The sequence below is a fragment of the Flavobacterium sp. LC2016-13 genome, assembly GCF_009707955.1.
Classification (GTDB): domain Bacteria; phylum Bacteroidota; class Bacteroidia; order Flavobacteriales; family Flavobacteriaceae; genus Flavobacterium.
Window position 1 is genome coordinate 499,623 of sequence record NZ_WMDQ01000001.1, and the last position, 13,087, is coordinate 512,709.

General features: G+C 32.3%; 15 protein-coding genes and 1 riboswitch. Of the genes, 5 read left to right on the forward strand and 10 right to left on the reverse strand.

Annotation, left to right across the window (positions count from 1 at the left end):
* Positions 1 to 15: 15 nt before the first annotated feature.
* Together GKZ86_RS02225 and GKZ86_RS02230 are read right to left on the reverse strand one after the other, a co-directional pair.
* Positions 16 to 387 (reverse strand): DUF3127 domain-containing protein, encoded by a 372-nt coding sequence (locus GKZ86_RS02225; protein ID WP_042566241.1) that lies wholly within the window; start codon positions 385 to 387, stop codon positions 16 to 18.
* Between the two features lie 30 nt (positions 388 to 417).
* A complete protein-coding gene (locus GKZ86_RS02230) occupies positions 418 to 1,293 on the reverse strand; it encodes a flavin reductase family protein (RefSeq protein WP_154781487.1) in 876 nt (291 codons plus the stop codon).
* A gap of 159 nt (positions 1,294 to 1,452) precedes the next feature.
* Between GKZ86_RS02230 and GKZ86_RS02235 the strand changes: the two genes are divergently transcribed.
* The gene (locus GKZ86_RS02235) at positions 1,453 to 2,601 is read left to right on the forward strand and encodes a PAS domain-containing sensor histidine kinase (RefSeq protein ID WP_154781488.1); all 1,149 of its coding nucleotides are present in this window, start codon (positions 1,453 to 1,455) and stop codon (positions 2,599 to 2,601) included.
* 94 nt (positions 2,602 to 2,695) lie between these two features.
* Here GKZ86_RS02235 and GKZ86_RS02240 read toward each other — a convergent pair whose 3' ends face one another.
* Positions 2,696 to 3,085 carry an HIT family protein gene (locus GKZ86_RS02240; protein ID WP_194632437.1) on the reverse strand — a complete coding sequence of 130 codons (390 nt, stop codon included), beginning with the start codon at positions 3,083 to 3,085 and terminating at the stop codon, positions 2,696 to 2,698.
* Between the two features lie 49 nt (positions 3,086 to 3,134).
* The gene (gene greA / locus GKZ86_RS02245) at positions 3,135 to 3,611 is read right to left on the reverse strand and encodes a transcription elongation factor GreA (RefSeq protein WP_035623677.1); all 477 of its coding nucleotides are present in this window, start codon (positions 3,609 to 3,611) and stop codon (positions 3,135 to 3,137) included.
* A 155-nt stretch (positions 3,612 to 3,766) separates the two neighbouring features.
* On the opposite strand from greA, the gene GKZ86_RS02250 reads away from it, so the two are divergent.
* Positions 3,767 to 4,183: a hypothetical protein gene (locus GKZ86_RS02250; protein WP_154781490.1), complete on the forward strand. Its 417-nt coding sequence runs from the start codon at positions 3,767 to 3,769 to the stop codon at positions 4,181 to 4,183.
* Positions 4,184 to 4,238: 55 nt separating this feature from the next.
* Here GKZ86_RS02250 and GKZ86_RS02255 read toward each other — a convergent pair whose 3' ends face one another.
* The 5 genes from GKZ86_RS02255 to GKZ86_RS02275 form a co-directional block, all read right to left on the reverse strand.
* Positions 4,239 to 6,401 carry a TonB-dependent receptor gene (locus GKZ86_RS02255; RefSeq protein WP_154781491.1) on the reverse strand — a complete coding sequence of 721 codons (2,163 nt, stop codon included), beginning with the start codon at positions 6,399 to 6,401 and terminating at the stop codon, positions 4,239 to 4,241.
* An 83-nt stretch (positions 6,402 to 6,484) separates the two neighbouring features.
* A riboswitch (TPP riboswitch) is annotated at positions 6,485 to 6,579 on the reverse strand.
* A 101-nt stretch (positions 6,580 to 6,680) separates the two neighbouring features.
* Complete coding sequence (gene arfB / locus GKZ86_RS02260) at positions 6,681 to 7,085, reverse strand: alternative ribosome rescue aminoacyl-tRNA hydrolase ArfB (RefSeq protein ID WP_154781492.1); 405 nt, start codon at positions 7,083 to 7,085, stop codon at positions 6,681 to 6,683.
* Positions 7,085 to 9,199 (reverse strand): DUF4301 family protein, encoded by a 2,115-nt coding sequence (locus GKZ86_RS02265; RefSeq protein WP_154781493.1) that lies wholly within the window; start codon positions 9,197 to 9,199, stop codon positions 7,085 to 7,087. Before GKZ86_RS02265 ends, arfB begins: the two co-directional genes overlap by 1 nt.
* Positions 9,163 to 9,783: a nicotinamide riboside transporter PnuC gene (pnuC, locus tag GKZ86_RS02270; RefSeq protein ID WP_154781494.1), complete on the reverse strand. Its 621-nt coding sequence runs from the start codon at positions 9,781 to 9,783 to the stop codon at positions 9,163 to 9,165. The genes GKZ86_RS02265 and pnuC overlap by 37 nt, the downstream gene beginning before the upstream one ends.
* A 28-nt stretch (positions 9,784 to 9,811) precedes the next feature.
* Positions 9,812 to 10,540 carry a geranylgeranylglyceryl/heptaprenylglyceryl phosphate synthase gene (locus GKZ86_RS02275; protein ID WP_154781495.1) on the reverse strand — a complete coding sequence of 243 codons (729 nt, stop codon included), beginning with the start codon at positions 10,538 to 10,540 and terminating at the stop codon, positions 9,812 to 9,814.
* A 95-nt stretch (positions 10,541 to 10,635) separates the two neighbouring features.
* Between GKZ86_RS02275 and GKZ86_RS02280 the strand changes: the two genes are divergently transcribed.
* The 3 genes from GKZ86_RS02280 to GKZ86_RS02290 all read left to right on the forward strand — a co-directional run bounded on the left by GKZ86_RS02280 (position 10,636) and on the right by GKZ86_RS02290 (position 12,015).
* Complete coding sequence (locus GKZ86_RS02280) at positions 10,636 to 11,232, forward strand: Crp/Fnr family transcriptional regulator (protein WP_154781496.1); 597 nt, start codon at positions 10,636 to 10,638, stop codon at positions 11,230 to 11,232.
* 88 nt (positions 11,233 to 11,320) lie between these two features.
* The gene (locus tag GKZ86_RS02285; RefSeq protein WP_154781497.1) at positions 11,321 to 11,608 is read left to right on the forward strand and encodes a hypothetical protein; all 288 of its coding nucleotides are present in this window, start codon (positions 11,321 to 11,323) and stop codon (positions 11,606 to 11,608) included.
* On the forward strand, positions 11,605 to 12,015 hold the full coding sequence (locus GKZ86_RS02290; RefSeq protein WP_154781498.1) for a group III truncated hemoglobin: 411 nt from the start codon (positions 11,605 to 11,607) through the stop codon (positions 12,013 to 12,015). Before GKZ86_RS02285 ends, GKZ86_RS02290 begins: the two co-directional genes overlap by 4 nt.
* 137 nt (positions 12,016 to 12,152) lie before the next feature.
* On the opposite strand, the gene GKZ86_RS02295 is transcribed toward GKZ86_RS02290, so the two are convergent.
* A complete protein-coding gene (locus GKZ86_RS02295) occupies positions 12,153 to 12,803 on the reverse strand; it encodes a 4'-phosphopantetheinyl transferase superfamily protein (RefSeq protein WP_154781499.1) in 651 nt (216 codons plus the stop codon).
* Positions 12,804 to 13,087 lie beyond the last annotated feature (284 nt).

The window sequence follows — 13,087 nt, forward strand, 5'->3', positions numbered from 1 at the left end:
TTGTAATTTAAACTTTTAGAAAGGTAAATCGTCCGGTTCGTCTTCGTTTAAATTTGTAGCCGGAGCAAAAGCTTCTGCAGCAGGCATTGGAGGAGTTTGTCCAGGTCCTTCTGGAGCTACTCTTTCGATTCTCCAACCTTGAATACTATTGAAATATCTGGTTTCTCCTTGTGGATTAACCCATTCTCTTCCTCTTAAATTGATAGAAACTTTTACTGCCTCTCCTTGTTTATAGCTACTTAATAAATCGCATTTATCTTGTGTAAATTCGATTAAAATGTGTTGTGGATATTGCTCATCAGTAGTAACAACTAATTCTCTTTTTTTGAATGAGGCACTAACTTGTTGCTCTGGGTTAACCACTTTTACTTTTCCTGTAACTTCCATCTTCGTCTATATTTATTATTGTTTCTTTTCTTATTTTTTTGCTAAAAGTACTTTCCAAGCCGACTCAATGTCATCATTATCAAGGTGTTTTTTAGCTTCTAAGTATATTTTTTCCTGATCATCTGAGCTTAAAACTCCTTTTACAGAAAAATTTTCTTTCACAAATATACTAACTTCTTCTGTTGTAGGCAAGGCTTCAATGTTTCCTAATTTACCCAGATCGTTTCCGCTAAAAACGGAGCTTTCTTTGACATTATTCGGAATTGCGTCTACTCCAACTCCTAAAGTTGTTAGTGGTTTTGCGACTTCAAAAAGTCCCTGGTTAGATCTTGAATACCAATTATTTCCTAATCTCGAAACCAAATCAATTTTATGCTGGTCAACACCTCCATTTTCATCTAATACTGATTCGTGAATATGCATTTTAACTACTTCACAAAGTATTAGATTTCCTGCTCCGCCTTCTGTTCCTAACGGAATAATTTGTGTGACTTTGCACTCAAACTGCACCGGAGATTCTTTTACGCGATATGGTTTTACCAAATCTGACGGAATTTGTGTTAATCCGGCTTTTATAAATTCGTTTACGCCTTCTGCATATTCTGTACTGGCTAATGATGTTTGCTGTACCAAGTCATAATTAACGACATTAATTACTACTTCGCGAGTTGCTTCAACATTAATCAAAGTATGTTTAACTGTATTGTCTCGCACGCGCCTCGCCGGTGAAAAAACCAGGATTGGCGGATTGGCACTGAATACATTAAAGAAACTGAAAGGTGATAAATTCGGAATTCCTTTTGCACTCATTGTACTGGCAAAAGCAATAGGTCTTGGCCCGACAGTACTTTGTAAATATCCGTGCAATTTTACCGTTGAAATCTCTTTTGGATCAATGCTAATCATACTTTTTCTTTTTAACCAAATCTCGTTTTGGCAACTACAAAAGTATAGAAATCGTTTAAGCTAATGAAATAGTTTTTGACTTAAAAACAAAAATGTTTAACGCAATACAAAATATTAAATATGTATATTTCGTTATATTTATACCACAAAAATTACTTTATGCGTTTTTCTGAAAGTAGAAATACAACTCGTTGGATTATCATTTTTATTTCCTTTTCAATCATTAGTCTGATTCTTTGGAACACTTATACCTTTTTTCAAATTTTTAAGAATGAAGAAAGGATCAAAATGAAGCTTTTGGCCAATGCGCAAATCGCATTAATTAATGCTGATGAAAATACTGATCTTGAACTTCCGCTTCAAATTTCGAGCAACAACACTTCTATTCCTGTTATATTAACGATGTATGACAAAATTCTGACGACCAGAAATGTTCCTGAAGAAATATTAAATGATGAGAAGAAATCAATGCGTTTTTTGAAAAATTTGCAAAGTGAGAATGAACCTATTGTCTTTGAATATTCTCCCGGAAAATATCAAAAATTGTATTACGGAAATTCGGCTTTACTTAATAAACTCAAATATTACCCGATCGCTTTATTGCTGATTATTTTTTTGTGCGGTGCTTTGATTTATAATTTCTATAAAAGCACAAAAATGGCGACTCAAAATAAACTTTGGGCAGGAATGGCAAAAGAAACGGCTCACCAAATTGGTACGCCATTATCATCTTTAATTGGTTGGGTTGAAATTTTAAAAACGGAGGAAATCGATCAATCAATTACATTAGAAATTGAGAAAGATATTGAACGTTTACAAACCATTACGGATCGTTTTTCTAAAATTGGATCAATTCCTGTTTTAGAACCTCATGATATTATTGCTGAAACGCTGGATACTTATAACTATTTACAATCTCGTTTTTCAAAACAGGTTGCGTTTTCATATCATGTTCCGGAAACGCCAATTTTCGGTATGATAAATCCGGCACTTCATAGCTGGACCATAGAAAATTTGGTAAAAAATGCGATTGATGCCATGAAAGGCAAGGGAACATTAAATCTTTCTATTGAGCAAGATGCTCACCATGTAAAAATAAAAGTAAAAGACTCGGGAACCGGAATCCCGAAAAAGCAATTCAAAACCATTTTTGAACCTGGTTTTACTACAAAAAAACGTGGTTGGGGATTAGGACTTTCTTTAACTAAAAGAATTGTTGAGGAATATCATAGCGGAAAAATCAAAGTTTTACATTCTGAAATTGGAAAAGGAACTACTTTTCAAATTCAGTTAAATAAAAAAGTGTAGCAAAAATTACTTTACTACACTTTATATTTTTTTTCGTACTTCGACTTCGCTCAGTCTGACATTTCGACTTCGCTCTGCCCCTGACAATACGATTCTATAAGTTCGCTGCAATACTTTTAGCCAAAGCTTCAAATTCTTCTTTAGAAAGGGAAACTTTATTATGAAAACGCATTTCATCCATTTCGTTTAATGGAATCAAATGTACATGTGCGTGAGGAACTTCTAAACCAACTACTGCCATTCCGACTCTTTTGCAAGGAACCGTTTTTTCTAAAGCAATTGCAATTTTTTTAGAAAACTTCATTAATCCTAAATACAACTCATCATCCATATCAAAAATCTTATTGATTTCTTGTTTTGAAATACAAAGTGTATGTCCTTTTGCATTTGGATTTACATCTAAAAAAGCTAAATAATTTTCATCTTCAGCAATTTTATAAGATGGAATTTCTCCGTTTACTATTTTCGTAAATATTGACATTATTTATTCATTTATTTGGTTAATCGTTTAACCGATTACACTTTTAAAAATATTAGTCTCTTGAAATTTCAAGAATTTCAAATTTCAAAACCCCGTTTGGAACTGTAATTTCAGCTACTTCTCCAACAGACTTTCCAAGTAAACCTTTTCCAATCGGAGATGTTACAGATATTTTTCCAGTTTTCAGGTCAGCTTCACTTTCAGCAACAAGCGTATATTTCATTTCCATTCCGTTGCTTTGGTTCTTAATTTTTACATTAGAAAGCACCAATGCTTTTGAAACGTCTAATTGTGATTCGTCTATTAATCTCGCGTTAGAATACACTTCTTCCAGCTTAGAAATTCTCATTTCTAATAAACCCTGCGCCTCTTTTGCCGCATCATATTCTGCATTTTCAGATAAATCTCCTTTGTCTCTTGCTTCTGCTATATCTTGAGATGCCTTCGGACGCATTACACTTTTAAGGTGCTCCAATTCATCTTTTAATTTTTTTAATCCTTCTGCTGTATAATAAGATACTTTACTCATAACTTCATCGTTTATATAAATACAAAAAATCCCATCGGAACGGGATTTTGTATTACAAATATACTATTATTTTTAATAGTACATAATTATATGTTAATCATATAGAATTCAAAACTAAATAATTTAATTTTGTCCTACTAATACCTTCTAAAATAATGAAAAAAATCTGGCTCTTCATCGTATTAACTTCTGTTCTTTTATCTTGTAGCGATAACAATAGAAGTAACAGTAATCCGTATATACCTAATTATTCGGTTAATGCTTATCTTAATACTAGTTTGCCCGCTTATAACAGTCTTACCTATATTAGCAACCCGGTTTTTGTTTCTAACTATGGTGCAAAAGGTTTAATTGTTATGAAAACAGGTGAAGGAACTTATACTGCTTTTGATGCTGCATGCCCAAATCAGGCTTTAACATCTTGCACAGCCATGACAATTGATGGTATTAATGCTGTTTGTTCCTGCGATAAGGTTTCTTACAATTTATTTACCGGACAAGGTGGTCAGGAATATCCAATGAAACAATATCGTGTTGAATATTCCGGAGGCGTTGTTCACGTTTATAATTAAAATAAAAAGCCTGAAAGTTTTAAATTTTCAGGCTTTTTATTTTATACTAATTTGATTAGAATTTCAAAGTTAATCCTGCTAACAAATTAATTCCCGCCTGAGGATAATAGTATGGATAAACATCATACATATATCCGTTTGAAGCATATTTTTTGTCTAAAATATTATTTACTAAACCAGTAATTATAATCGATTTAAAAATTGATCTTGGTTTTATTTCGTAAGATACATTCAAATCATTTACAAAATAATCAGCCAATTTTGCTGCCGGCAATTCTATATTGTTCATGTATTGTTCGCCAACGTATTTTTGCAATAGTGAAATATGCAAATCTGAAATTGGACTATAAACTATAATATTACCTGCAATAACTGACGGAGAATATGCAATATCTGTTGTTCCGTAATTTTGACCTTCAACAGCTAAATCAACATTTTTATTACTGCTTAAAGTGAAGTTTGGTCGCAGCAAAAATTTGTCTGATAATTTAATCGTTGCATCAACTTCAAAACCTAAACGGTAACTTTTTTCACTGTTTGATCGAATTGGCGATCCAACGTCATCAAGTGTTCCAGTTAAAATCAATTGATCTTTGTATGCCATATAATAGAAATTCGAACTTAATTGAAATTTCTCTGAATTGAATCTCCATCCTAATTCAAAATCATTCAGTTTTTCCGGCTTTACATTTCCGCCTTCATAATCGGTTCTGTTAGGTTCGCGATTGGCTCTGGCGTATGAAAAATATAAAGTGCTTTTTTGATTGATTTCGAAATTTAAACCTGCTTTTGGATTAAAGAAATTGAAATTGTCATCAACTAAACCAGTTTCGGCACTATTGGCTTTGTATTGTACATTTCTATATTGCAAATCTCCGTAAAAGCTTAATTTTTCTGTAAATTGATAATTGGCTTTTGCAAAAATATTTCCGTCTGTTTTTGTTGAGTAATCATCATAATAATGATCTCCCAATTCTGATTGTGAAGCGTATCTTGCCCAGATTACTTTTCCGTAATGATCGCCTTCGTATTTATTCCAGCCTCCTCCAAAAATAACATCTAGTTTTTCTTCCTTATATTTTACAGAAAAAGTAGTTCCGTAAAAATCATTATCTAACCATTTTTGGCGTACTAAATCTGTTGTTGTTATTGCACCAACCGGTAACAAATTATAATCTGCCATATCAGCATCTTCTTTATAATTTTCGTAGTACCCTTTTCCTTTTGTATAATGCAAAGCTAAGTTTGTACTCCATTTATCCGAAAATGATTCGTTCCAATGTAATTGATAATGATCTTGTTGGTAATTATCGGTTTCATTATCATAAAAACGAGTATTTCCGGCTTCATCTGTATACATTCCGGCAGAATTAAATCTTCTGTCTTTGTTTAGCGTTTCAGCATCAATTCCGTTCCAGGATTGATATGTTTTTTCAGTTCCGCCAAAAGCCAAAGCCTTAATTAAAGTCGTCTTACCAACATAAGTTCCTTGTAAAAAATATGATTTTAAGTCTGAACTTCCTCTGTCAATAAATCCGTCAGATTTAATGGCAGACAAACGTCCGGCTAATTCAAAATGATCGTTTAATAAACCTGTACTAAATTTTACGGTGTTTTTTCGAGAATTGAAAGTTCCGTAAGAACTTGAGATTTCTCCATTTGCTTTTGAAGCATAATTATCTGTCAGCATATTTAAACTTGCACCAAAAGCACCAGAACCATTAGTTGAAGTTCCAACACCACGTTGCAATTGTAAACTTTCTACTGAAGAAGCAAAATCGGGCATATTTACCCAAAATGTTCCCTGGCTTTCAGCATCATTGTATGGAATTCCGTTGATAGTAACATTTACTCTTGTTGCATCGCTACCACGCACTCGGATTCCGGTATAACCCATTCCGTTTCCTGCATCAGAAGTAGTTACAACTGATGGCAAATAATTCATAAGAATTGGAATATCCTGACCGAGATTTCGAAATTTAATGTCTTTTTTATCTAAATTACTAAAACTAACAGGTGTTTTTGTAGTAACACGAACGGCTGAAACTAACACATCATCAAGTTTATTGACTTTGGTAGAATCCTGCTCCTGAGAAAAAGAAAATTGTGTGAAGAAAATAGAAGAAAGAAGAAAGAAAATAGATTTGTTGTTCAGCTTTGAACCTTTGTACCTTTGTACCTTTGTACCTTTTAAAGCACCTTTAAAAATAGTTTTCATCCGTAAAAGAATTACGAATAAAAGGGGGAATTATTCTTTTGTTAAATTAATAAATGTTTCACGACAAAATATAGTGTGCACGCTAAAATTTGTCGTTTATTTCCCTTAGCGACATTACTCGCTCAGGTTCGTTGGGTATGATCTCAGCTCGTTATTTAGAGCACCCCTTTGAGACAGTGCAAAGGTAATGTGTTAAATTCCAAAAAACAAAAAACAAATTCCAAAAACTCACTTTTTGCAATACTCTCTTTGGGATTTGGAATTTAAAAAATTGGAATTTTAATCAAAATCAGGCTTTCTTCTCGATTGTTTTATCTCAGAAATATTCTTTTTATCCTTAATTCGTTTTTTAATGACCGATTTTGGAATCTTGGTTGCTTTACGAATTTTAGGAACAAATAATCCTTTTTTAATTATTTCTAAAAAACGTTTTATAACAATATCTTTATTTTTAAGTTGACTTCTGTCTTCGTCACAATTTAGAATTAAGATATTTTCAGTTGTTAATCTTGGTGCAATATTGGTTTGCAAAAGCAACTTCTCCTCTTCAGATAAAGCTTGAGAAGCATTCAAATCAAAAGTTAAGACCACTTTTGACGAAACTTTGTTTACGTTTTGTCCGCCGGCGCCACTGCTTCTAACGGCTTTGAAACTAAGTTCTGATATAATTTTGTCAATATCCATTATTGTGGCTGATGCGCTGGTTTTAATAAATCGTTTACGGTTTTTACCGGATTAAAAGTTATTAACGGAACTGCAACAAAAATAGTTAACCAATTTGCCATTGCGCCATTCCATAAACCGGGTAATTCGTAACTTCTTACCGTTTTTCCTTCAACACTTTTTTCTACAATAAATCCTGTTTTAGGATCTGTAAATTGTGTAAGGTCAAATTTTTCGTTTTTATAATTTTTGATACCACAAACCAAATCAACCGGATTAAAATGCGTTGCTTCAGCTAATATATCTACTTGTTTTGCATTTGTTAAGTCTACTTGCGATGTTTCAACAATCTGCAGTGAAACCGATCCTTTGTCATTCATTACCCAAAACGGTCCACCGCCGGGTTCACCTTCATTTTTAACCATTCCGCAAACACGTATTGGCCTGTTCAATAGCTCTTTAATCTTAATAATTTGATTTTCTAAAGTAAATTTATTAAAATCATTCGATAGTTCAATATTCAGTTTTTGCATTAAAAAAGGAACTATTCCTTCAATATCACCTGGTGTAATTTCCTGTCTGTCGATAGCATTTAAATATCCAAAAACCTTTTGCTGAATTTCTATTAAAATTCCCGCTAAAGCTTTTTTGTATAATGCAATTTGCTCAATATGGTTTTGAATTACATTATCGATATTTTTTATAAAAACGATATCTGCATCAAGTGTATCTAAATTTTCAATCAGAGCGCCATGTCCTCCGGGTCTAAAAATTAAACAATCCTTTTTATCTCTGACAATTTTATTTTTAGCATTAACTGTAATAGAGTCTGTGCTTCTGTTCTGGTAAGAATAACGAATTTTAATTTTGACTCCTGACGATTTTTCTACTTTGTATTTTATCGATTCTATTTCTTTCTCAAACTGACTTTGATGTATTTCTGAAACTGTAAAATGCAAATTCGAAACATGATCTGCAGTTGCATAATGCACGCATTCATTTAAATGCTCTTCTATAGGAATTGCAATATGGGTTTTGTATTGATGAAATGGCAAAACAGCTTTTGGCTTATTTGCAAAGTCGAAATAATCCGGAGACAACAATAATTTTATAAAATAATAATTCTTATAATCTCTTTCTAAGGTTTCAAAATCAGGATAGATTTCTCTGAGCTTTGTATCCAGAGCTTCAAAAAAAGGAAACTTATCCATCGCTACTATAAAAATAGACAGGTTGCTGTCTTTTTTTCTGTTTATATAAGCATTGATTGTTTCTTTCTGAATATCAAAATCACTTAAAAAAGTACTCAAAAACTTAAACATTCTGCTCGCTGCGCCAGAAGCGGGAACGAACTTCTTTAATTTAAGTTTAGATTTTTGAAGGTCAAAAAAAATAGCCTTCTCCTGAAAATCTTGTTTTGTTAAACTTAAAATTCCGTTGTTAATTGTAGCAGGACTTATTAAGTTACTTTTTACAATTCCGTCTTTAAAAATTTCAAGTTGTTTTAATATATTTTCAAAGGAAATTCCATGATTATAGATTTCAACAAAATCTCGGGATGAAAAACCTTTTTCTTTAGCAATCGTCAAATTCTCCACAATTGCAGTGGCTTTTGTAAATCGGCTTTCTTTATCTCCTGAAAGCGTTATAAAAGGCTTTTTGGTATCAATTAATGTTTGTTTGAAAACAGAAAAAACCGTTTCTCTTCCTTTAGGAGTATCTCTAATATCATCTTTCTCCCAGGGAACATCAATATCGGTAAGAAAAAACAAATCGTAGTCATGATCAAGTGCTGCTTCATTTAAATGCGGATCGCAGAAACCATAATACATTTCAGAGAAAACTTTCGTTACCATTAAGTTGGTATCGCAAAACAAATATTTTTTTGATGATGCAAGTTTTTGATTTTCAAGAGCAACTTGTCCGTAAGCTATAGGCAACATATCATCAGCGTCACAGATATGCTGATTTTCTTCCCATTTTTTTTGTAAATAATCGCGTGCAAACTCCGGAACCCATTCGGTTTCAAAGTAAGCTGCAAGCTGTTTTGCTAAAGTGGTTTTTCCTGTACTTTCAGGACCAAATAAAGCAATTTTTATTATTGTTGTTTTTTGCTGTCTAAGATTTTTTTCCATTCTAAATAAGCTGAAATAGCTAAAATTGTAAAAATTAAATACTGAAGTGACAGCATCCCTAAGCCACGATAAGCGTAAAGAGGCACTACAATAATATCACCAATAATCCAAAGTGTCCAGTTTTCGATCTTTTTTCTGGCCATATACCACATTCCAGCGAAAAATATTCCTGATGAAATCATATCGACATAATTGTCATTTTTAATTTCATAATCAAAATATTTATAAATACCGAAAACTACAAAAACGGTTACAAAGAACAGTAAAATTCCAATTATTTTTTCATTACGATTTGTTCTCGTAATAGGTAAATTGTCTTCGACTGTTCCTCCTTTTGCCCAAACATACCAACCGTAAATACTCATTACAGAAAAATATCCGTTGATAATCATATCACCAATATAACCTGCGATGTATAAAAGATATACTGAAATTACAGTTGCAATTAATCCTGTTGGATATACCCAGATATTTTCTTTTTTAGCAAACCAAACACTCAATATTCCGAACACAAAGACTAAAAATTCTAAAGCAATATGCCACAATGGAGCGTTTTTATAACTTTCTAAAAAAAAATCAATCATTTGGGGCGGTTGTTTTTAGTTATTATTTTTAAGATTCAAAAAAATGACTGTTATTTTCAAAAGCAGTTCCTATAACTACTAAATCGGCACCGGCATTATATGCTTTTTGAATCCCATGCAAATCTACAATTCCTCCTCCAACAATTATAGGAATTTCAATATTTTGCGAAATCAACTCAATCATTTCCACTGGCACAGCATTCTTCGCTCCGCTTCCGGCTTCCAGATAAACCAATTTATTTCCTAGCATTTCTCCGGCCTGAGCAGTTGCTAAAACCAAATCAAGATTTTCTCTTTTAAGTGGTTTTGTTTTGCTCACACGGGCTACGGCTGTCTCGTTTCCACTTTCTATCAAAATATATCCTGTAGAAATAACTTCAAGATTGGTTTTTTTAAGAATTGGAGCTGCACGTACCTGATATTCTATTAAATAATCCGGATTTCGGCCTGATAATAATGATAAGAATAAAATAGCATCGGCCTGAGATGAAATTTGCGAAGGATCACCTGGAAATATAACAACGGGCAAATTTGTTTTTTGTTTCAATTTTGCCATTAATTCTTCTAAAATAGTAGTTTGTACAATACTCCCTCCCACAAATATATGTGTGGCAGGCGATTGGTTTATTTTTACTAACAAACCATCTAAATTCTCTAAAGCAATTTTATCCGGATCTAAAAGAATGGCTAATAGTTTTTGTCCATTTCTTTTAGCTTGAATAATTTGCTCGTAGATGTTGGGTATTTTTTGTTGCATAATGGCTGTAAAAGTAAAAGTTTTTTAATGCAGAAGAACAATTTTGAATGAATTATATTTGCGTGAAGGCTTTTTACAATCCAAAAAACAACATTATGATTGCTACAGAATTATTAGAAAAATATGGCGCTTTGAAGAAGTTTTTTGAAAAAACAGCTATTATTTTTGAAGAAGGAAATCTCCCAACACATTACTACCAAATTCTTTCGGGTGAAGTAAAAATGAGCAATTATAATGATGATGGCCGTGAATTTATTCAGGGAATCTTTTATAAAGAGCAATCTTTTGGTGAACCGCCATTATTCTTAAATCAAAAATATCCTGCCAATGCTATTGCTGTTGAGGACTCAGAAGTGCTTCTTCTTTCTAAAATTAGCTTCATGAAATTGTTGGAAGAAAATCCTCTCATTAGCTTAAAAATAATTGAAAATTTAGCACAGCGTTTGTATTATAAATCGGTTATGGCAGCTGAAATGTCTACACAAGAACCGGAACATCGTGTTTTAAAACTGATTGATCACGGAATCGCTTATTTTAATTTTAAAAAAGATGCTAATGGTTACCTCATCAATTTTACAAGACAACAAATTGGAGACTTAACCGGTTTACGGGTAGAAACAGTTATAAGAACGATTAAAGCTTTAGAAAAAAAAGGCGTTCTAAAGATTATAAACAGAAAAGTATACCGATAAAAAAGTTCTTGTTTTATGATTTAAGTCATAAATAGCAGCGGTAAAGCACACGTACCTTTGGTATTATAAAAACTTAATACCACATATCATGACACTTTATCAAACAACATTCGAAAATTTCAATAAAAATTACATTGGTTCTGCAACAATGGCTGTAATTGGCCAAAGCTGTTTAGGTGCAGCCGCTGCAATGTATATTCTTTCTCACGGAACTTCTATTGCTCAAATGATTCAATTGGCAATTATTGTCTTAGTTTGTATTTTTGTAAACACTTCTATTTTAGCACAAATGAAACATAAATTGGTTTTTAACCTAATTATTGCAAGTGCTTTTTTTAGTGTATTATTTATTATTCTAAACACATTTTTTATATGAAAAAGCAAATAGAAAACAGAGCTGATATTGCTTTTTTAGTAAATCAGTTTTATGCCAAAATAAGAGCCGATGCCGAAATTGGCTTTTATTTTAATACGATAATAAAAGACTGGGATGCACATCTGGAAAAGCTGACTGATTTTTGGGAAACGAATTTGTTTGCCGTAAAAAAATACAAAGGAAATCCGCATGCCGTTCATAATGAAGTTGATGCTCATTTTGAAGGCAAAATAACTTCAAACGAATTCGGAATCTGGTTAAACTATTGGTTTCAAACTTTAGAGGAACATTTTGAAGGTGAAAATGTCGAAACACTAAAACGCCGTGCAAGAAAAATGGGAACTTTTTTGTTTATGAGTATGTTTGAACATCGTAAAAAAATGGCAGAGAATTCGACAGAATTTTGAACATTAAACGCATTTTGTGTCATTTCGAGGAACGAGAAATCACATCCAGAGAGCAACGAACCGTGAATCCGTTATGTGATTTCTTCTTCCGTCGAAATGACACGCTGTATGGTAAAATTTTGGAATTTAATTTAAATTTATTTCTCGAAAGCATAAACCAAAGTAAAATCGCCATCAAAATGATCTGATTTTATTTCTTTGTAATGCACATCAAAATCTTTTATTAAATCATCAAAATGAAGACTTGCCTCTGTTTGATTTTTGGCTAATGAAAAATCTTCAACCTGTATATGATCTTTAAAACTGATTCCTTTTTCGTTTCTGATTTTAAAGATGGCTTCTTTTGCGCCCCAGATCACGGTGAGTTTTTTAACGTATTCCTTTAAAATATTCTGATTTAAATATTTGAATTCCGTATCGACAAATTTATCGGCGATTCTAAGGATTTTTTCGCGTTGCAATTCCATATCAATTCCAACAGTTTCATGACTTATTATAATCGCTGCGAAATGATACGAATGTGTAATCGAAATATAATTATGACAATCGAAATATGGTTTTCCGAATTCATCATAATGCAAATCGTGATCTGTAAAACCCATTTCCTGAATCAGCATTCGAACACTCAAAAAAGCACGTTGGTGTAACTGAGATTTCATTCCGTTCAACCTCAACTGCGTTTTTTCTTTCAAAACTACTTTGCTCAATAATTCCTCAAAAGATTCGGTTATTTCCCAAATTAAAAGTTTGGTCGTTTCGTTGCATTGTATGGTTTGAAATAAAGGCATTCTTTTTAATTATAAATGATGAATGGTTAATTGTAAATATTCCTTTTGAAAATAAAACTTCTAATTTAATGTCTGATCTTTTTAGCCCTGATGGGAGCGGCATCCTTTTTCTTGCTTCTTTAGCAAGGAAAAGATATAGCGGACAGCAGGATTAGCTTCTAAAAACCTTTATAACTAACATTCTAGAGATTAAGATTTTAAAGATTTCACAAATCTTACAGAAAGTAGTAAAAATAAAAAGGTATTCCGTAAATTTGCAAAAATTTTACAATATACAAATATAC

What these genes read in the sequence shown, in the direction of transcription:
- GKZ86_RS02225 (WP_042566241.1), bottom strand. Translation starts at nt 387, where the DNA reads ATGGAAGTTACAGGAAAAGTAAAAGTGGTTAACCCAGAGCAACAAGTT.
- GKZ86_RS02230 (WP_154781487.1), bottom strand. Translation starts at nt 1,293, where the DNA reads ATGATTAGCATTGATCCAAAAGAGATTTCAACGGTAAAATTGCACGGA.
- GKZ86_RS02235 (WP_154781488.1), top strand. Translation starts at nt 1,453, where the DNA reads ATGCGTTTTTCTGAAAGTAGAAATACAACTCGTTGGATTATCATTTTT.
- greA (WP_035623677.1), bottom strand. Translation starts at nt 3,611, where the DNA reads ATGAGTAAAGTATCTTATTATACAGCAGAAGGATTAAAAAAATTAAAA.
- GKZ86_RS02250 (WP_154781490.1), top strand. Translation starts at nt 3,767, where the DNA reads ATGAAAAAAATCTGGCTCTTCATCGTATTAACTTCTGTTCTTTTATCT.
- GKZ86_RS02255 (WP_154781491.1), bottom strand. Translation starts at nt 6,401, where the DNA reads ATGAAAACTATTTTTAAAGGTGCTTTAAAAGGTACAAAGGTACAAAGG.
- arfB (WP_154781492.1), bottom strand. Translation starts at nt 7,085, where the DNA reads ATGGATATTGACAAAATTATATCAGAACTTAGTTTCAAAGCCGTTAGA.
- GKZ86_RS02265 (WP_154781493.1), bottom strand. Translation starts at nt 9,199, where the DNA reads ATGGAAAAAAATCTTAGACAGCAAAAAACAACAATAATAAAAATTGCT.
- pnuC (WP_154781494.1), bottom strand. Translation starts at nt 9,783, where the DNA reads ATGATTGATTTTTTTTTAGAAAGTTATAAAAACGCTCCATTGTGGCAT.
- GKZ86_RS02275 (WP_154781495.1), bottom strand. Translation starts at nt 10,540, where the DNA reads ATGCAACAAAAAATACCCAACATCTACGAGCAAATTATTCAAGCTAAA.
- GKZ86_RS02280 (WP_154781496.1), top strand. Translation starts at nt 10,636, where the DNA reads ATGATTGCTACAGAATTATTAGAAAAATATGGCGCTTTGAAGAAGTTT.
- GKZ86_RS02285 (WP_154781497.1), top strand. Translation starts at nt 11,321, where the DNA reads ATGACACTTTATCAAACAACATTCGAAAATTTCAATAAAAATTACATT.
- GKZ86_RS02290 (WP_154781498.1), top strand. Translation starts at nt 11,605, where the DNA reads ATGAAAAAGCAAATAGAAAACAGAGCTGATATTGCTTTTTTAGTAAAT.
- GKZ86_RS02295 (WP_154781499.1), bottom strand. Translation starts at nt 12,803, where the DNA reads ATGCCTTTATTTCAAACCATACAATGCAACGAAACGACCAAACTTTTA.